This window comes from Comamonas aquatica NBRC 14918, from assembly GCF_000739875.1.
Taxonomy (GTDB): Bacteria; Pseudomonadota; Gammaproteobacteria; order Burkholderiales; family Burkholderiaceae_C; genus Comamonas; species Comamonas aquatica.
Genome location: NZ_BBJR01000062.1, coordinates 19,913 through 35,273 on the forward strand (window position 1 = coordinate 19,913; position 15,361 = coordinate 35,273).

Sequence of the window (15,361 nt, forward strand, 5' to 3'; positions counted from 1 at the left end):
CGGGTGCCAGTGGTGCGGGGATGGCCCCGTGGTGGCCGGGCATCGCCCGCCGCCGAGCGCACCTGCACGCAGAGGCCGCCCGGGGCTGCAAACGATGTGGCAGGCGGGCGCTGGGCCGCTCAGAACCTGGGCAGGTCCGGGTGGCTGATCTGGCCGCCGCGCACCAGCATCTTGCCGTACTCCGCGCAGCGGTTGTGCGTGGGGATGACCTTACCGGGGTTCAGCAGGCCGGCCGGGTCGAAGGCGGCCTTCAGGGCGAACATCTGCTGGTTCTCCTCGGTGGTGAACTGGGTGCACATGCTGTTGAGCTTTTCCACGCCCACGCCGTGCTCGCCGGTCACCGTGCCGCCCATGGCCACGCTGGTCTCCAGGATGTCGGCGCCGAACAGCTCGCAGCGGTGCAGCTCGTCGGCGTCGTTGGCATCGAAAAGGATCAGCGGGTGCAGGTTGCCGTCGCCGGCGTGGAACACGTTGGCGCAGCGCAGTTGGTACTTCTTTTCCATCTCCTGGATGGCCAGCAGGATGTCGGCCAGGCGCTTGCGCGGGATGGTCGAGTCCATGCACATGTAGTCGGGGCTGATGCGGCCACTGGCGGGGAAGGCGTTCTTGCGCCCGCTCCAAAAGCGCAGGCGTTCCTCCTCGCTCAGGCTCACGCTGAGGGCCGTGGCGCCGGCGGCGCGCAGCACCTCGCTCATGCGGGCGATCTCTTCCTCCACCTCTTCGGGCGTGCCATCGGATTCGCACAGCAGGATGGCCTCGGCCGTCAGGTCGTAGCCGGCCTTGACGAAGTCCTCCACCGCGGCCGTCATGGGCTTGTCCATCATCTCCAGCCCGGCCGGGATGATGCCGGCCGCGATCACGGCGGCCACGGCGTCGCCGGCTTTGCGCACGTCATCGAAGCTGGCCATGATGCAGCGCGCCAGCTGCGGCTTGGGTACCAGCTTGACGGTCACTTCCGTCACCACGGCCAGCATGCCCTCGCTGCCGATCATGGCGGCCAACAGGTCGTAGCCGGGCGCGTCCAGCGCGTCGGAGCCGAACTCGACCGGTTCGCCCTCGATGGTGAAGCCTTTGACCTTCAGCACGTTGTGCACCGTCAGACCGTATTTCAGGCAGTGCACGCCGCCGGAGTTCTCGGCCACGTTGCCGCCGATGGTGCAGGCGATCTGGCTGCTGGGGTCGGGGGCGTAGTAGAGGCCGTAGGGCGCAGCGGCCTCGCTGATGGCCAGGTTGCGCACGCCGCACTGCACCACGGCCGTGCGGCTGTAGGCATCGACCTTGAGGATCTGGTTGAACTTGGCCAGCGACAGCGTCACGCCCAGGGCATGGGGCATGGCGCCGCCGGACAGGCCGGTGCCCGCGCCGCGTGCCACCACGGGCACGTTGACAGCGTGGCAGGCCTTGAGCACCGCCTGGACCTGGTCATAGGTCTCGGGCAGGCAGACCACCAGCGGGCGCTGGCGGTAGGCGGTCAGGCCGTCGCACTCGTACGGTGTGGTGTCTTCGGCATTCCACAGCAGGGCGTGCTCGGGCACATGCTGGCGCAGGGCGGCCACGACTTCGGCCTGGCGGGTGGCGCGTTCGGAAAGGCTGGGGCTGGTCATGGCGCCGACTGTAGGGCAAGCCGTGGCGCGGTGCTGTGATTTTTTTGGCAAGCGGCTGTGAAAGCGTCACCGGCACGACCCCGGGGGGCGTCCAGGTACTTCAAAATCAGGAGCTGCTGACGCTCGTCCTGCTTGTGTTAAGTGCCAATTTTGCTCAAAAAAGCATCAGCCTACGGTCTTGGCCAGCCACTCGGCGAAGGCCTGGCATTCCCAGCGGTCCATGGTGCCGGTGCGCCAGCATAGGTAGTGGGCATGGGGGCTGGCCACGTCCAGGTCGAACAGGCGCACCAGGGTGCCGTTGTCCAGCCAGGGGGCACCGAGCTTGAGGCGCACCGGCGCCACGCCCATGCCGGCTGCGGCAGCGTCGCACAGCAGGCCCACATCGTTGAACTGCGAGCCTTCGCTGGGCTCGGCCCAGTCCAGGCCGGCGGCCTGGAACCAGGGGCGCCAGGATTCCAGCGGGCTGCGCAACAGCGGCAGCTCCTGCAGGTCCTCGGGCTTGGTGATGGGGCCGTGCTGGCGCAAAAAACTGGGCGAGGCCACGGGCGTGTAGACGTCGCGGGCAATCTCCAGGTGTTCCACGTCCGCGTAATGGCCAACGCCGTAGCGCACCATCAGGTCGGCATCCTCGGCCACCACGTCCAGCAGCGGGATGGCGACCTGCAGCGTCAAGTCGATCTCGGGGTAGGCCTCGGTGAACTGCGCCAGGCGCGGGATCAGCATGCAGCGCGCAAAGGTGGGCGTGACCGCGATCTTCAGCCGTGCGCGGCCGCTGGCCACCGGGTGGTTGGGAAAGCATTGCAGCGCCCCCAGGCCTTCGCGCACCTGCTGCAGGTAGTTCTGGCCGTCGGTGGTCAGCGAAAAGTCCGTGCGCCCGAACAGCTGTGTGCCCAGCACCTGCTCCAGCTGGCGCACGCGGTGGCTGACCGCGCTGGGCGTGACGCTGAGCTCCTCGGCCGTCAGCGTCACGCTGCGCAGGCGCGCCAGGGCTTCAAAGGTCAGCAGGCACTGGATGGGCGGGATGCGCCGGGCTGAGCGGCTGTCGAAGAAGCGGCTGGGGCGCTGGCCGTTGCTGCGGGGTGTGGACATAGCGCGGGGCGGTTGCTGCGGTTTTAAAAGCAAGAAGCGCTTGCGGTTGCTGATTTCAAGGGTGAAAACCTACGGAAACCCAGCAACGACAAGCGCTAGCTGCTGCGATGTGCTTCGCTCAGCGGAAGACCACGGTCTTGTGGCCGTTGACCAGCACACGGTGTTCGCTGTGCCACTTCACGGCACGCGCCAGCACCTGGCTTTCGGTGTCCTGGCCGCGGGCGGTCAGGTCTTCCACGGTGTCGGTGTGGTCGGCACGGGCCACGTCCTGCTCGATGATCGGGCCTTCGTCCAGATCCGCGGTCACGTAGTGGGCGGTAGCGCCGATCAGTTTCACGCCACGGTCGTGCGCCTGGTAGTAGGGCTTGGCACCCTTGAAGCTGGGCAGGAAACTGTGGTGGATGTTGATCGCACGTCCGGACAGTTTTTGACACAAGTCATTAGACAGGACCTGCATATAACGGGCCAGAACGACCAGCTCGGCCCCTTCCGCCTCGATAATCTCGAACTGCTTGGCTTCGGCCTGGGCTTTGGTGGCGGCAGTCACCGGAATGTGGTGGAACGGGATGTTGTAGCTGGCGGCCAGTTGGTAGAAGTCGCGGTGGTTGCTGATGATGGCCTTGATGTCGATGGGCAGCAGGCCGGATTTCCAGCGGAACAGCAGGTCGTTGAGGCAGTGGCCCTGGCGGCTGACCATCAGCACGGTCTTCATGCGCTCCGATTCGGCGTGCAGGCTCCACTTCATCTCGTAGGTGTCGGCCATGACGGCGGTCGCCGCCTTCAGGCCGGCCAGGTCGGTGTGCTCGCAGGCAAACTGCACACGCATGAAGAACAGACCGGTGGCGCTGTCGTTGAATTGGGAAGCTTCTTCGATGTTGGCGCCTTGCTCCAGCAGGAAGCCGGAGACGGCATGCACCAGACCACGGCGGTCGGGGCAGGACAGAGTAAGGATGTAGGCTTGGGTCATAGCAGGGGCAATTGTCGCAGCATGGGCGGGGCCAAGAGGGGATTGAGGAAATACATGCAACATGAGGACGCCGTCCCGCATCTGGCACCCTGGCGGGCGCTGGTGCTGTATCTGGTGGTCGGCCTGCTGTGGTTTGGTGCAGGGGACGCGATCATGCCGCAGCTGGTGCAGGACCGGGAGCTGTACCTGCTGCTGCAGCAAGGGCAGGACTATGTGTTCGTGCTGCTGTCGGGCTGCTACGCGGCCTGGCTGGTGCTGCGGACCATGCGCGCCGAGGCGCGGCGCAGCGCCGACCGCCAGGCCCTGGAGGCCAGCGAGGAAAAGCTGCGCCTGGCGCTGGATGGCAGCGGCAGCGGCATGTGGGACTGGGACATGGCCCAACGGCGCCACACCTTCTCGCAGGGCGTGGCCAAGCTGATGCGCTACGAGGGCTGCAACTTTTCGGCGGAGTTTCGCTTCAAGCCGCGCATCCACCCGGACGACCGCGCCATGGTGGGCCAGGCGGCCCAGGCCACGCTGGAGCAGGGCGTGCCGTTTGTGGTGACGGCACGCGTGCTGTGCTTTGACGGGGCCTACCGCTGGTTCGAGGCCCGCGGCACCCGCCACCTGGACGACCGCGGCCAGCCCGTGCGCTTCTCCGGCATCATCACCGACAAGACCCAGCAGCGCGCCGAGGAAGACCGCCTGCGGCTGGCGGCCAGCGTGGTGGAAAACACCGCCGAAGGCATCGTGGTGACCGATGCCAACGGCCACATCCTGTCGGTCAACCCGGCCTTCTCGCGCCTGCTGGGCTACGAGGCGGCGGAGCTGATCGGCAAGCGCCCCTCGACCTTCAAGTCCGGCCTGCACGACAAGGCCTTCTATGACGAGATGTGGAGCAGCCTGCACCGCAGTGGCCACTGGCGCGGAGAAATCTGGAACAAGCGCAAGAATGGCGAGATCTTCCCGGAGCGCATGTCGCTGAACGCGGTGCGCGACCCGCAAGGCCATGTCTCGCACTACGTGTGCATGTTCACCGATATTTCCGAGGAGAAGCAGCGCGAGCGGCAGCTGGAGCATCTGGCCCACCGCGACGCCCTGACCGGCCTGGCCAACCGCAACTGGTTCGTGCAGGAGCTGACGCGCTGTGTGCACCACGCGGTCGAAACGCGCGAGCGCATGGCGGTCATCCTGCTGAACCTGGACCGCTTCAAGGACGTGAACGACAGCTACGGCCACGCCGTGGGTGACGAGGTGCTGCGCCACATTGCGCGCCAGGTGCAGTCGGCGCTGCGGCCCGGGGACCTGATCGCGCGCATGGCGGGCGACGAGATCGTGGTGCTGACGCGCCACCTCAAGCACCGCAAGGAGGCCTCGGACATTGCCGAGCGCCTGATCCACGCGGCCGCCCAGCCCTGGAAATCTCCCGATGGCTTTGCCGTGGTGGTCAGCGGCAGTGCCGGCATCTGCTGCTACCCCGAGCACGCCCAGGATGCGGCCCTGCTGGTGCAGGGCGCGCACGCCGCGGTGTACGGCGCCAAGGATGGCAAGGGCGGCAGCAACCAGTGGTGCTTCTTCAACGAAGACATGACCCAGGCTGCGCGCGAGCGCATTGCGCTGGAGTCGAGGCTGCGCAATGCCGTGGCCCAGGGGCACTTGCAACTGTTCTACCAGCCGCAGATCGACATTGCCACCGGGGGGCTGATCGGCTGCGAGGCCCTGGTGCGCTGGTTCGACCCGGTGGACGGCATGATCTCCCCGGCGCGCTTCATCCCGGTCGCGGAAAGCACCGGGCTGATCGGCCCGCTGGGCGAATGGGTGCTGGGTGAGGCCTGCCGCCAGGCCCAGGCCTGGAGCAGCCAGGGCCTGCCCGACATCTCGATCGCGGTGAACCTGTCGCTGCACCAGTTCTTGCTGACCGACATCGTTGGCTGCACGCGCCAGGCGCTGGCGCGCTCGGGGCTGCCCGCCGGGCGCCTGGAGCTGGAAATCACCGAAAGTGCGCTCGCCGCGCGCCCCGACGAGGCGCTCACGGTGCTGCGCGGGCTCAAGGACCTGGGCCTGCGCCTGGCGATCGACGACTTCGGCACCGGCTATTCGTCGCTGGCCCACCTCAAGCGCTTTCCCATCGACCTGCTCAAGATCGACCAGAGCTTCATCCGCGACATCCCGCAAAGCGCCGACGACATGGCCATCAGCCATGCGGTGATCGCCATGGGCAAGAGCATGGGCATGGAAGTGCTGGCCGAGGGCGTGGAAACCGCGGCGCAGTTGGAGTTCCTGCGCCAGCACGGCTGCCATTTCTACCAGGGCTATTTCTGCAGCCGCCCCCTGCCGGTGGGCGAATTCACCGTGCTGCTGGAAGGCGAAGCCCAGCGCCGTCGCCAGGAAAGCCTCAACAGCCTGGGTCTGGGCATCTAGGCCCGGGCGCCGAGCCGCCTCCTCCGGGCGGTCGGTGCGCCCGCGGCGCAGCCCTCAGTGCATCACGACGGGGTTCTGTGCCAGCTGGGCGTAGCGCTCCAGCGTGTCCTCGACCTCTTCCTCGCTGGGCGATTCGCGCTGCCACTGCTGGATCTGCTGCTGGAACAGCTCGGCCCAGGATCCGTCCAGGTAGACCTCCTTGCCCGAGCGCTTGTCCACGATCTCGAAGCCGTGGCGGGGCAGGCCGGGGGCGCTGGTCTGGCCATCGGCCAGCAGGATTTCTGCGGGCAGCCCGAGATCGGGTTGCAAGTGGAGCACCACAAAAGTGTCGGAGTCGTAAAGCATTTGCATGGTGGTCCTCCTCTCTTGCCGTTTCGCGGGCCATGCCGGGTGGGCGGTGGCCCTGCCAGCCAGTTGCGGGCGAGACGGTCAGTTTCAAGGTGCCCGGCGGCGACCGGGCAGCTCCAGTATTCCACGAATGGCCGGTCCGCAACGGCTGGCCTGGTCGGCGCAGGTCAGGGCTTGCTGTGGGACTGCAACTTCAGGTCCAGCTCGTCGCGACCGCCGTCCTCAAGCATGCGGATGCGCACCGGCAGGTACTGCAGGCCGGGTGCCAGCCACAGTGCCGACTGCAGGCCGTCGGCCGCACCGCTGTCCGAGCTGTGCTCCAGCTTGATGGCGCTCATGCGGCCGGCGGGCAGCTGCAGTTCTTCGGTGCCGCGCACCGTGAAGGTCCAGGGCGCTACCCGGCTGCTGCTGGCGGCCTGCACCGTGATCTGCGTGCCCACGGGGTAGCGCTGCGGCGCGGCGGCCAGCATGCCGGCCACCTGGAAGAACACGCTCATGCGGTCCTGGGTGCCACGCTGCCAGGGCGCCGGATCGCTGCCCCGGCTGAAACGGATCTGTCCCGCGGCGGCGTCGAAGGTGGTGCTGTACTCCTTGCGGCTGCGGTCCAGGAAGATTTCGGGTTGCAGGCCCTGGGGGCCGATGCTGCCGACGCTGGACTGGCGCCGGCTGCCCAGCACGGGGATTTGCACCTCCTGCGCGGCTTCGTAGCGCTGGCCCTGGGGCAGCCAGTCCAGCTGGGCCCGGGTCTGGTAGGGCAGGCCCTTGAACTTGCCCTGCACCGTGAACTGCAGGCGCGCCGCCGCCGGCGCACGCCATGCCAGGCTGGCCTCGGGGCGCAGCGTGCCCTGGGCGTTGCGCACCTCGATCGGCGCGGAGGCCGGCTGGGCATGGCTGGCCGTGCCGCCCAGGGCAGCGGCGGTGGACAGCAGGGTCAGCAGACCCAGGCGCCAGACAGGCGCGGCACGGAAGCAAGGGTGCAGTGGCATGGGCGAACCTTAGAATTTGCAGCTTACGCAGTGTGAGCCTGCAGCCGCCGGTGGCGGGCCGCATCCGGGCGGCTGGCGCCACGGGCGTTGGCTCACTCGCACCCTTCCATTCTTGCAGCAGCCCACGCCGTGTGCTGCTGTATGGCCTTCCGGTCTACACCGCATTGCACATGAAACTTGCCACTTACAAAGACGGCTCCCGCGACGGGCAACTGGTCGTCGTCTCGCGCGACCTGCGGCTGGCCCATTACGCCACCGGCATTGCCTCGCGCCTGCAGCAGGTGCTGGACGACTGGGGCTTCATGGCGCCCCAGCTGCAGGACCTGTACCACCAGCTGAACACCGGCCGCGCGCCGCATGCCTTTGCCTTTGACCCCATGCAGTGCATGGCGCCGCTGCCGCGCGCCTACCAGTGGCTGGAGGGTGGGGCCTATCCCTCGCACCTGGCGCTGACCCAGCCGGACTGGACCCTGCCCGGCACCGAACCCGTGCTGCGCCAGGGCGCGGGCGACAGCCTGTCCGGCGCCTGCGAGGAGGTGGTGGTGCCCAGCGCAGCCCTGGGCGTGGATTTTGGCGCCGGCCTGGCTGCGATCACCGGCGATGTGCCGATGGGCAGCACGCCCGAGCAGGCGCTGTTCGGCATCCGCCTGCTGATGCTGTGCAACAGCTGGAACCTGCGCCAGTTGATGCCCACGCCGCCGGAGGCGGGCTGGGGGCCGGTGCACGCTTGGCCGTCTCTGGGCTGCAGCCCGGTGGCGGTGACACTGGACGAGCTGGGCGAGGCCTGGCGCGGTGGCCGCGTGCACCTGCCGCTGCACAGCAGCTGGAACGGGCGCAAGGTGGGCATGTGCGAGGCTGGCGAGGACATGGCCTTCCACTTCGGCCAGCTGCTGGCCCAGGCCTGCAAGACGCGCAGCCTGCGCGCCGGCACGGTGGTGGGCAGCGGTGTGGTCAGCAACCAGGGCGTGACCAGCGGCCGGGGCGCGGCACGGCGCACGGAATGGTCCAAGGGCTTTCACAGCATCGCGGAAAAGCGTGCCATGGAGCTGCAGCAGCAGGAGCAGGCCACGACCGGCTTTCTGCAGTTTGGCGACACGGTGCGCATCGAGATGAAGGGCAAGGATGGCCAGAGCCTGTTTGGCGCCATCGACCAGACCCTGGTCTCGCCGCAGGGGGACGGCAGCGACGACTGAGGGCCGTCCGGCTGGCCACGGCGTGTGGCACGGGTGAATGACCAAATGGGCATCTGACGCAGGCTGGCCCAGCGTCAGATGCTATTTTTTTGTGCCCCTCAGGGCAGCTCGCGCAGCGTCAGCGTCAGGTGGTCGCCGTTGGACTCCTGCATCTGGATGCGCACCGGCGCGTAGCCCAGCGCGGGCGCCAGCCACAGCAGGGCCTGCTCGCGGTCGCCGGACTGGGGCGCGCGCTGCAGGCGCAGCGTGGCCAGCGGGCCGCTGGGCAGCGCCAGGGTGTCGGTGTCCTGCACGCGGAACTGCCACATCTGCAGGCTGCGCGATCCCAGGGTGGGGATCTCCACCAGGGTGCCGGGCGCGCGCAGCGCGGGCAGGTGCTCCAGCAGGGCGGACAGTTGCAGGAACACGCTCAGGCGGTCCTGGGTGCCGGGGCCGATGGCGGCCGGCGGGCGCTCGGGCTCGAAGCGGGCCAGCTGGGCCTCCCAGTCCAGCGTGGCGCTGCGCAGCCGGGTCAGCCGGCGGTCGTCAAAGCGCTCGGGCTGGAAGCCCTCCGCGCCGATGCGGCCGCGGCTGGTCTGCTCCAGCGAACCCAGCAGGAAGGCGCTGATGGACTGGCGCGCCTGGTAGCGGCCGTCCTCGGTGTGCCAGATCAGCTCGGCCTGGGCGTGGTATTCCAGCCCCTTGATCCAGCCGTGCACGCGGTAGCGCAGGGCCTGGTGCTGGGGCGTGTCCGTCGCGGCGGCGGGCAGTGCTACTGCCAGTGGCTGGCCGTCTGCGCCGCGCACCTGCCAGTGCGGGGCGCCGGGGGGCGTGTCTGCAGGGCGACTGTCTTGCGCGGGGGCGGCTTCGGGGGGCGTGGGGTCGTGGTCCGCCACGGCGGCCGCCACCGGGCCTGGCTGCGGCGGGGCGGGCATGTCCGTGGCGGGGGCTGGCACGGGCATGGGCGCCGCTGCTGGGGTGGCCGGCCGTGCCCGTGTCCGTGTCTGGCGCACGGGGCGGGGCGCTGGTGGGGGCGGGGCGGGCGCCGCCACGGGCGGGCTGATCCACACCGTGTCCAGTCGCGCGACCTCCGCCGGCACGTCGGGCTGGGCCTGGGTCCAGGCGTCGCCCGGCCCCCACAGCACCAGCAGGTGCACGCCCAGCACGGCGGCCGCAATCAGGCCAATGTTTCGGGGTCGCATGCGGCCTCAGTCCAGGGCGCGCTGGCGGCGCATGGTCAGGCCCAGCACGGCCAGGCTGATCACCGCCCCCAGGCCGCCGAGCACCGGAAACACGGGAATGCCGAACAGGTGCACCTGCGAGGCCAGCAGCGTCGGGCCGATGCCCAGGATGAAGGCGCCGGCGACCACGGCCAGGGACAGGCGCGTGGCGGCGCGCTCCAGGGCGGTGGACAGGCGGTGCAGGTGGCGCACCTCCATGTCCACGCCCAGGCGCCCCTGCTTGAGGCGGTACATCAGCAGGCGCAGGGTCTTGGGCACATCGGCGGCCATCTCGTACATCTGCCGGCTGGCCGCGCGCTGCTCGCGCAGCAGGCGCCGCGGGGTGTAGCGGGCGCGCATCTGCTCGCGCACCAGGGGCGCGGCGGTGCGGATCACGTCGAAGTCAGGGTCCAGCTGCAGCAGCACGCGGTCGGCGGTGACCAGGGCCTTGAACAGCAGGGCCATGTCGGGCGGCATGGCGATCTGCGATTCGCGCGCCAGGTCCATGAATTCGCTGATCGAGTCGCCCAGGCGCAGCGGGCCGCTGCCGCGCCGGGCGATGTAGCGCTCGACGGCGGATTCCATCAGGCCGATGCTGACCCGGCTGTCGCCCGTCCATTCCAGCAGCACCATGACCAGGCTGTCGGCATCGCCCTCGACCAGGGCGCGCAGTAGCACCAGGAACTGGTCGCGCCGGTGGGGCGAAAGGTGGCCGACCAGGCCGAAGTCGATGAAGCCCACGCGGTTGCCCGGCAGGGCGAAGAGGTTGCCGGGGTGCGGGTCGGCGTGGAACAGGCCGTCGCGCAGCACCATGTGCAGGAAGGCATGGGCCCCGCGCTGGGCCAGCAGGCGGCCGTCGAACCGGGCGTCGCCCGCGGCGCGGTTGGCGGGGATGCCGTCCAGCCAGTCCTGGACCAGCAGCTCGGGCGTGCTCAGCGCCCAGACTACACCCGGGATGGCGATGTCCGGGTCACCGGCAAAGGCCTGGGCCACCAGTTCGTTGCTGCGGCCTTCGATGCTGAAGTCCAGCTCTTCGCGCAGGGCGTCGCCGACCTGGCGCGCCACGTCGCTGGGGCGGTAGCGTTCCAGCTGCGGAAAGCGTTCTTCCACCAGGGCGGCCACATGGCGCAGCAGGCGGGCATCGGCTTCCAGCCCGGCGCGGATGTCGGGGCGCTGCACCTTGACCGCCACCTCGCGCAGGCTGCCGTCCGGGCGGCGCAGCTGGGCGCGGTAGACCTGAGCGATGGAGGCGGCGGCGATGGGTTCGGGGTCAAACTGGGCGAAGGCCTCGTGCACCGGGCGGCCCAGCTGGGCCTCGATGTGGGGCTGCATTACCGACCAGGGTTGGGGCGTGGCCTGGGTGTGCAGGGTTTCCAGGGTGCGGGTCCATTCGCGCGGCAGCAGGTCGGAGCGTGTGGCCAGGATCTGGCCCAGCTTGACGAAGCTCGGGCCCAGCGCCTCGATGGCCAGGCGCACGCGCTCCGCACGGCTGAGGGCGGTGTGGGCTGCCTCCGCCTCGGCCTCGGTGCTGCGCCAGGTCGACCAGCGCGACAGGCCCAGCGAGTGCACCACGTCGGCCAGACCGAAGCGCAGCAGCGTGCCCACAATCTCTTGCAGGCGGGCGCGGTCCCGGACGGCGACGACGGCGGTGTGCAGCATGGGCATCTCCTGGTGGCTGCCCCAAAGCATAAACCCAGGCACCGGCCCTGGCCGGCGTGCCGCGCCGGGCACTCTTGGAAAAAGGAGCGGCGGGCGCTGGGTGTACAAGCATTTCACGCTGTTTTGGCGTGAAAGACCAATCCTGCCAAGCGCAACGCGCTCTCTTTTTTAAGGGTCAGTAACGCACCACGATCTTGCCGAAGTGCTGGCCCGACTGCTGGTGGACAAAGGCCTGGGCCATCTGTTCCAGCGGGTAGTGGCGGTCGATCACCGGCTGCCAGCCCCACTGCTCCAGTGCGCGCACCATGTCCTGCTGCTGTTCGCGGCTGCCGACGATCAGGCCCTGCAGCGTCTGCTGCTTGGCCATCATTTCGGCCGTGGGCACGCTGCCGGCAAAGCCGGTCAGCACGCCGATCAGCGCGATGTGGCCGCCCACGGCGCCGGCGCGGATGGACTGCGGCAGGGTGTTGGGGCCACCGACCTCGACCACGATGTCCGCACCGCGCCCGCCGGTGGCGGCCAGCACGGCGTTGCCCCACTCGGGCGTGTCGCGGTAGTTGATGACCACGTCGGCCCCCAGGGCGTGCAGGCGCTCGGCCTTGGCGGCGCTGGAGGTGGTGGCGATGACGCGCGCGCCGGCGGCCTTGGCCATCTGCAGCGCAAAGATGGAGACCCCGCCCGTGCCCAGCACCAGCACCGTGTCGCCCGGCTGCAGGCGGCCGTTGACGAACAGCGCACGCCAGGCGGTCAGGCCGGCCGTGGTCAGCGTGGCCGCTTCCTCGTGGGACCAGCCGCGGGGCGCGTGGGTGAAGGCCGTGGCTGGCCGGGTCACGGCCTCGCAGGCAAAGCCGTCCACGCCGTCGCCGGGCACCAGTTTGAAGTCCGAGGGCACGCGGCGGCCCGACAGCCACTGCGGGAAGAAGGTGGGCACCACGGCATCGCCCACGGCGAATTCCGTCACGCCGGCGCCCACGGCTGTGACCACGCCGGCCCCATCGGCCATGGGGATGCGGCCATCGGCCGTGGCGCCGGGGCGGCTGACGACCAGCAGGTCGTGGTAGTTCAGCGAGGTGGCGTGGATGCGCACCTGGATCTCACCGGCCCCCGGCGGGGGCGCATCGGGCAGGGTGGTCAGGTGCAGGTGGTCCAGGCCACCGGGGGCGGCCAGTTGCAAGGCTTTCATGGCGATCTTTGCGGGCAGTGAAGGATGGCCGCCATGGTGCGCGCTACCGCGTGGCATGACCAGTACCAACATATTTGTGGGGTAGTATTAAAAATGTAAGCAATGCAGGCCGCGCGGCCTTGCGGCAGCATCGGATACACCGGCCCCCGGGCCAACCACCACCAGGCGCAGGAGGCCGCATGAAACGTTTGAACAGCAAGAGCGGCTGCGCCGTGGAGGTGACGCTGTCGGTGATGGGCGGCACCTGGAAGCCCATCATCCTGTTCCAGCTGTTGCACGGCAAGAAGCGCTTTGGCGAGCTGGGCCGTGCCATCCCCGGCATCACCCAGCGCATGCTGACGCTGCAGCTGCGCGAGCTGGAAGACGCCGGCATTGTGGCGCGCACGGTGTATGCCGAGGTGCCGCCGCGCGTGGACTATGCGCTGACCGAACTGGGCCGCAGCCTGCAGCCGGTGCTGATCGCCATGCGCAACTGGGGCATCGCCTACAGCCAGAACTTTGCCCCTGCCGAGCCCCTGCACGACGCGGATCAGCACGGCGCCAGCTGCCTGCCAGACTTGCAGCAAAAACAGGCTTGAGCGCTGGTCCCTCCAGCGCAAGCAGCTATCTATTTCAATCCATCACAGCCCAAAGCCCGCAGGCGGCACACGCCGGCGGGCTGGGGGGGCGAGGCCGCCGCGCTTACTTGGCGGCGGTCAGCGTGGTGTAGCTGTGGATCAGGTTGCGGTAGTCGGGGATGTGGTTGGAAAACAGCGTCCCCAGGCCCTCGATGTCATTGCGCCAGTCGCGGTGCAGCTCGCAGGCCGCGCCAAACCAGGTCATCAACTGGGCGCCGGCCTGCTCCATGCGGCTCCAGGCGGCCTGCTGGGTCATGGGATTGAACGTGCCCGAGGCATCGGCAATCACAAACACCTCAAAGCCTTCCGCCAGGGCCGACAGCACGGGGAAGGCCACGCAGACTTCCGTCACCACGCCGGCGACGATCAGCTGTTTCTTGCCGGTCGCCTTCACGGCCTGCACGAAATCCTCGTTGTCCCAGGCGTTGATCTGGCCGGGGCGGGCGATGTAGGGCGCGTCGGGGAATTGGGCTTTCAGCTCGGGCACCAGCGGGCCGTTGGGGCCGGTCTCGAAGCTGGTGGTCAGGATGGTGGGCAACTGGAAGTATTCGGCCATGTCGGCCAGGGCCAGCACATTGTTCTTGAACTTGTCGGGGTCGATGTCGCGCACCAGGGACAGCAGGCCGGTCTGGTGGTCCACCAGCAGCACGGCGGCGTTGTCTTTGTCGAGGCGGATATAGGGCTTGTTGCTCATGGGAGTCTCCTTGAGAGCGGGGGAAAGCATCCGGCGCAGGCGCGCGCCGGACGGGGAAAACCAGGCTCAGGCCAGGACGTGGGGCTGGGGCATGCGCCCGAAGCGACCGCTGCGGAAGTCGTCCAGGGCCTGTTCGATCTCGGCCGCGGTGTTCATCACGAACGGGCCATGGCCGACCACGGGTTCGTCAATCGGTTCGCCCGACAGCCACAGCAGCGTGACTTCGTTGTTGGCCTCCAGGTGCACGCTGTCGGCGGCGCGGTCCAGGTGCACCAGCTGGCCGGCGCGCACCACCTCCTGGCCGTTGACCATCACCGTGCCGTGCAGCACCACCAGGGCCAGCGTGTGGCCGGGCTGGGCCTGCAGTTCGGTGCTGGCACCGGCGTTCAGGCGCACATCCCACACATCGATGGGCGTGAACGTGCGGGCCGGTCCGTGGGCGGCGGCAAAGTCCCCGGCAATCACGCGCACCGAACCGGCGCCGTCGGGCAGCGCCACGCGGGGAATGTCGGCGTTCCGCAGCGTCTGGTAGCCGGGGGCGGACAGCTTGTCGCGGGCTGGCAGGTTGACCCACAGCTGCACCATCTCCAGCGGGCCGCCGGTACGGGCGAAGGCTTCCGAATGGAACTCCTCGTGCAGGATGCCCGAGGCGGCCGTCATCCACTGCACATCGCCGGGGCCGATGGTGCCGCCCGCGCCGGTGGAGTCGCGGTGGGCAACCTCGCCCTCGTAGACGATGGTCACGGTCTCGAAGCCACGGTGCGGGTGCATGCCCACGCCACGCCGGCCCTGCGTGGGCTGGAAGTGCTGGGGACCGGCATGGTCCAGCAGCAGGAACGGGCTCAGCGCCTGGCCGTGGTCGGCATAGCTGAACAGCGAACGCACGGGAAAGCCGTTGCCCACCCAGTGGGGGCGGGGGGCTTCATAGACACCCAGAATCTTTTTCAACATGGCTTCCTCCTGGTGGATGCACGGCCCGGCGGAAGGCCGCAGACCGTGCGTAGAACATGGGAGGAATTTTGAATTTGGAACGATTGTTTGGGTAGACTGCAAAAATCGCATGCAGCGTTCCATTTTTAAAACAATGAAACTCCCGGACCTGAATCCCCTGTACTACTTCGCGCTGGTGGTGGAGCACGGCGGTTTCGCCCCGGCGGGGCGGGCCCTGGGCATCCCCAAGTCCAAGCTCAGCCGGCACATTGCCCTGCTGGAAGAGCGGCTGGGCGCACAGCTGCTGCTGCGCTCCACGCGCAGCTTTGCCGTGACCGAGCTGGGCAAGCGTTACTACGAGCACTGCCGCGCCATGCTGACCGAGGCGGCGGCGGCCGAGGAATCCGTGGCCCTGACGCACAGCGAGCCCTGCGGCGTGGTGCGCCTGAGCTGCCCGGTGGCGCTGCTGGCGGCGCGCGTGGGGCCGATGTA

Annotated in this window: 14 protein-coding genes; 4 read left to right on the forward strand and 10 right to left on the reverse strand. The window is 68.8% G+C overall.

Annotated elements, in window-relative coordinates:
- Positions 1–119 precede the first annotated feature (119 nt).
- The 3 genes from CA2_RS14260 to purU form a co-directional block, all read right to left on the reverse strand.
- Entirely contained in the window at positions 120–1,604 is a 1,485-nt protein-coding gene (locus tag CA2_RS14260) for an FAD-linked oxidase C-terminal domain-containing protein (protein WP_042418676.1), read from the reverse strand.
- 165 nt (positions 1,605–1,769) lie between these two features.
- Positions 1,770–2,693: a LysR substrate-binding domain-containing protein gene (locus CA2_RS14265; RefSeq protein WP_042418680.1), complete on the reverse strand. Its 924-nt coding sequence runs from the start codon at positions 2,691–2,693 to the stop codon at positions 1,770–1,772.
- A 118-nt stretch (positions 2,694–2,811) separates the two neighbouring features.
- Positions 2,812–3,660 (reverse strand): formyltetrahydrofolate deformylase, encoded by an 849-nt coding sequence (gene purU / locus CA2_RS14270; protein WP_042418682.1) that lies wholly within the window; start codon positions 3,658–3,660, stop codon positions 2,812–2,814.
- Positions 3,661–3,714: 54 nt separating this feature from the next.
- On the opposite strand from purU, the gene CA2_RS14275 reads away from it, so the two are divergent.
- Positions 3,715–6,060, forward strand: a complete 2,346-nt coding sequence (locus tag CA2_RS14275; protein WP_042418685.1) for a putative bifunctional diguanylate cyclase/phosphodiesterase — start codon at positions 3,715–3,717, stop codon at positions 6,058–6,060.
- 54 nt (positions 6,061–6,114) lie between these two features.
- Here CA2_RS14275 and CA2_RS14280 read toward each other — a convergent pair whose 3' ends face one another.
- Both CA2_RS14280 and CA2_RS14285 read right to left on the reverse strand, forming a co-directional pair.
- Positions 6,115–6,411 carry a BTH_I0359 family protein gene (locus CA2_RS14280; protein WP_042418688.1) on the reverse strand — a complete coding sequence of 99 codons (297 nt, stop codon included), beginning with the start codon at positions 6,409–6,411 and terminating at the stop codon, positions 6,115–6,117.
- A 164-nt stretch (positions 6,412–6,575) separates the two neighbouring features.
- Positions 6,576–7,394 (reverse strand): DUF3108 domain-containing protein, encoded by an 819-nt coding sequence (locus CA2_RS14285; RefSeq protein ID WP_052369952.1) that lies wholly within the window; start codon positions 7,392–7,394, stop codon positions 6,576–6,578.
- A 170-nt stretch (positions 7,395–7,564) separates the two neighbouring features.
- Here CA2_RS14285 and CA2_RS14290 point away from each other — a divergent pair, with 170 nt between their 5' ends.
- A complete protein-coding gene (locus CA2_RS14290) occupies positions 7,565–8,587 on the forward strand; it encodes a fumarylacetoacetate hydrolase family protein (RefSeq protein WP_042418714.1) in 1,023 nt (340 codons plus the stop codon).
- A gap of 98 nt (positions 8,588–8,685) precedes the next feature.
- Here CA2_RS14290 and CA2_RS14295 read toward each other — a convergent pair whose 3' ends face one another.
- The 3 genes from CA2_RS14295 to CA2_RS14305 form a co-directional block, all read right to left on the reverse strand.
- Positions 8,686–9,768, reverse strand: coding sequence for a DUF3108 domain-containing protein (locus CA2_RS14295; RefSeq protein WP_042418691.1), 1,083 nt, complete (start codon positions 9,766–9,768; stop codon positions 8,686–8,688).
- A gap of 6 nt (positions 9,769–9,774) precedes the next feature.
- Positions 9,775–11,445: an ABC1 kinase family protein gene (locus CA2_RS14300; protein ID WP_042418716.1), complete on the reverse strand. Its 1,671-nt coding sequence runs from the start codon at positions 11,443–11,445 to the stop codon at positions 9,775–9,777.
- A 175-nt stretch (positions 11,446–11,620) separates the two neighbouring features.
- Positions 11,621–12,628 carry a zinc-dependent alcohol dehydrogenase family protein gene (locus CA2_RS14305; protein ID WP_042418717.1) on the reverse strand — a complete coding sequence of 336 codons (1,008 nt, stop codon included), beginning with the start codon at positions 12,626–12,628 and terminating at the stop codon, positions 11,621–11,623.
- A gap of 179 nt (positions 12,629–12,807) precedes the next feature.
- On the opposite strand from CA2_RS14305, the gene CA2_RS14310 reads away from it, so the two are divergent.
- Positions 12,808–13,206: a winged helix-turn-helix transcriptional regulator gene (locus tag CA2_RS14310; protein WP_042418693.1), complete on the forward strand. Its 399-nt coding sequence runs from the start codon at positions 12,808–12,810 to the stop codon at positions 13,204–13,206.
- Between the two features lie 103 nt (positions 13,207–13,309).
- Here CA2_RS14310 and ycaC read toward each other — a convergent pair whose 3' ends face one another.
- The gene (ycaC, locus tag CA2_RS14315) at positions 13,310–13,939 is read right to left on the reverse strand and encodes an isochorismate family cysteine hydrolase YcaC (protein WP_042418695.1); all 630 of its coding nucleotides are present in this window, start codon (positions 13,937–13,939) and stop codon (positions 13,310–13,312) included.
- Between the two features lie 66 nt (positions 13,940–14,005).
- A complete protein-coding gene (locus CA2_RS14320; protein ID WP_042418699.1) occupies positions 14,006–14,890 on the reverse strand; it encodes a pirin family protein in 885 nt (294 codons plus the stop codon).
- Positions 14,891–15,023: 133 nt separating this feature from the next.
- On the opposite strand from CA2_RS14320, the gene CA2_RS14325 reads away from it, so the two are divergent.
- Positions 15,024–15,361, forward strand: a 338-nt coding sequence (locus CA2_RS14325; RefSeq protein ID WP_042418704.1) for a LysR family transcriptional regulator, incomplete at its 3' end; no start/stop codon positions are given.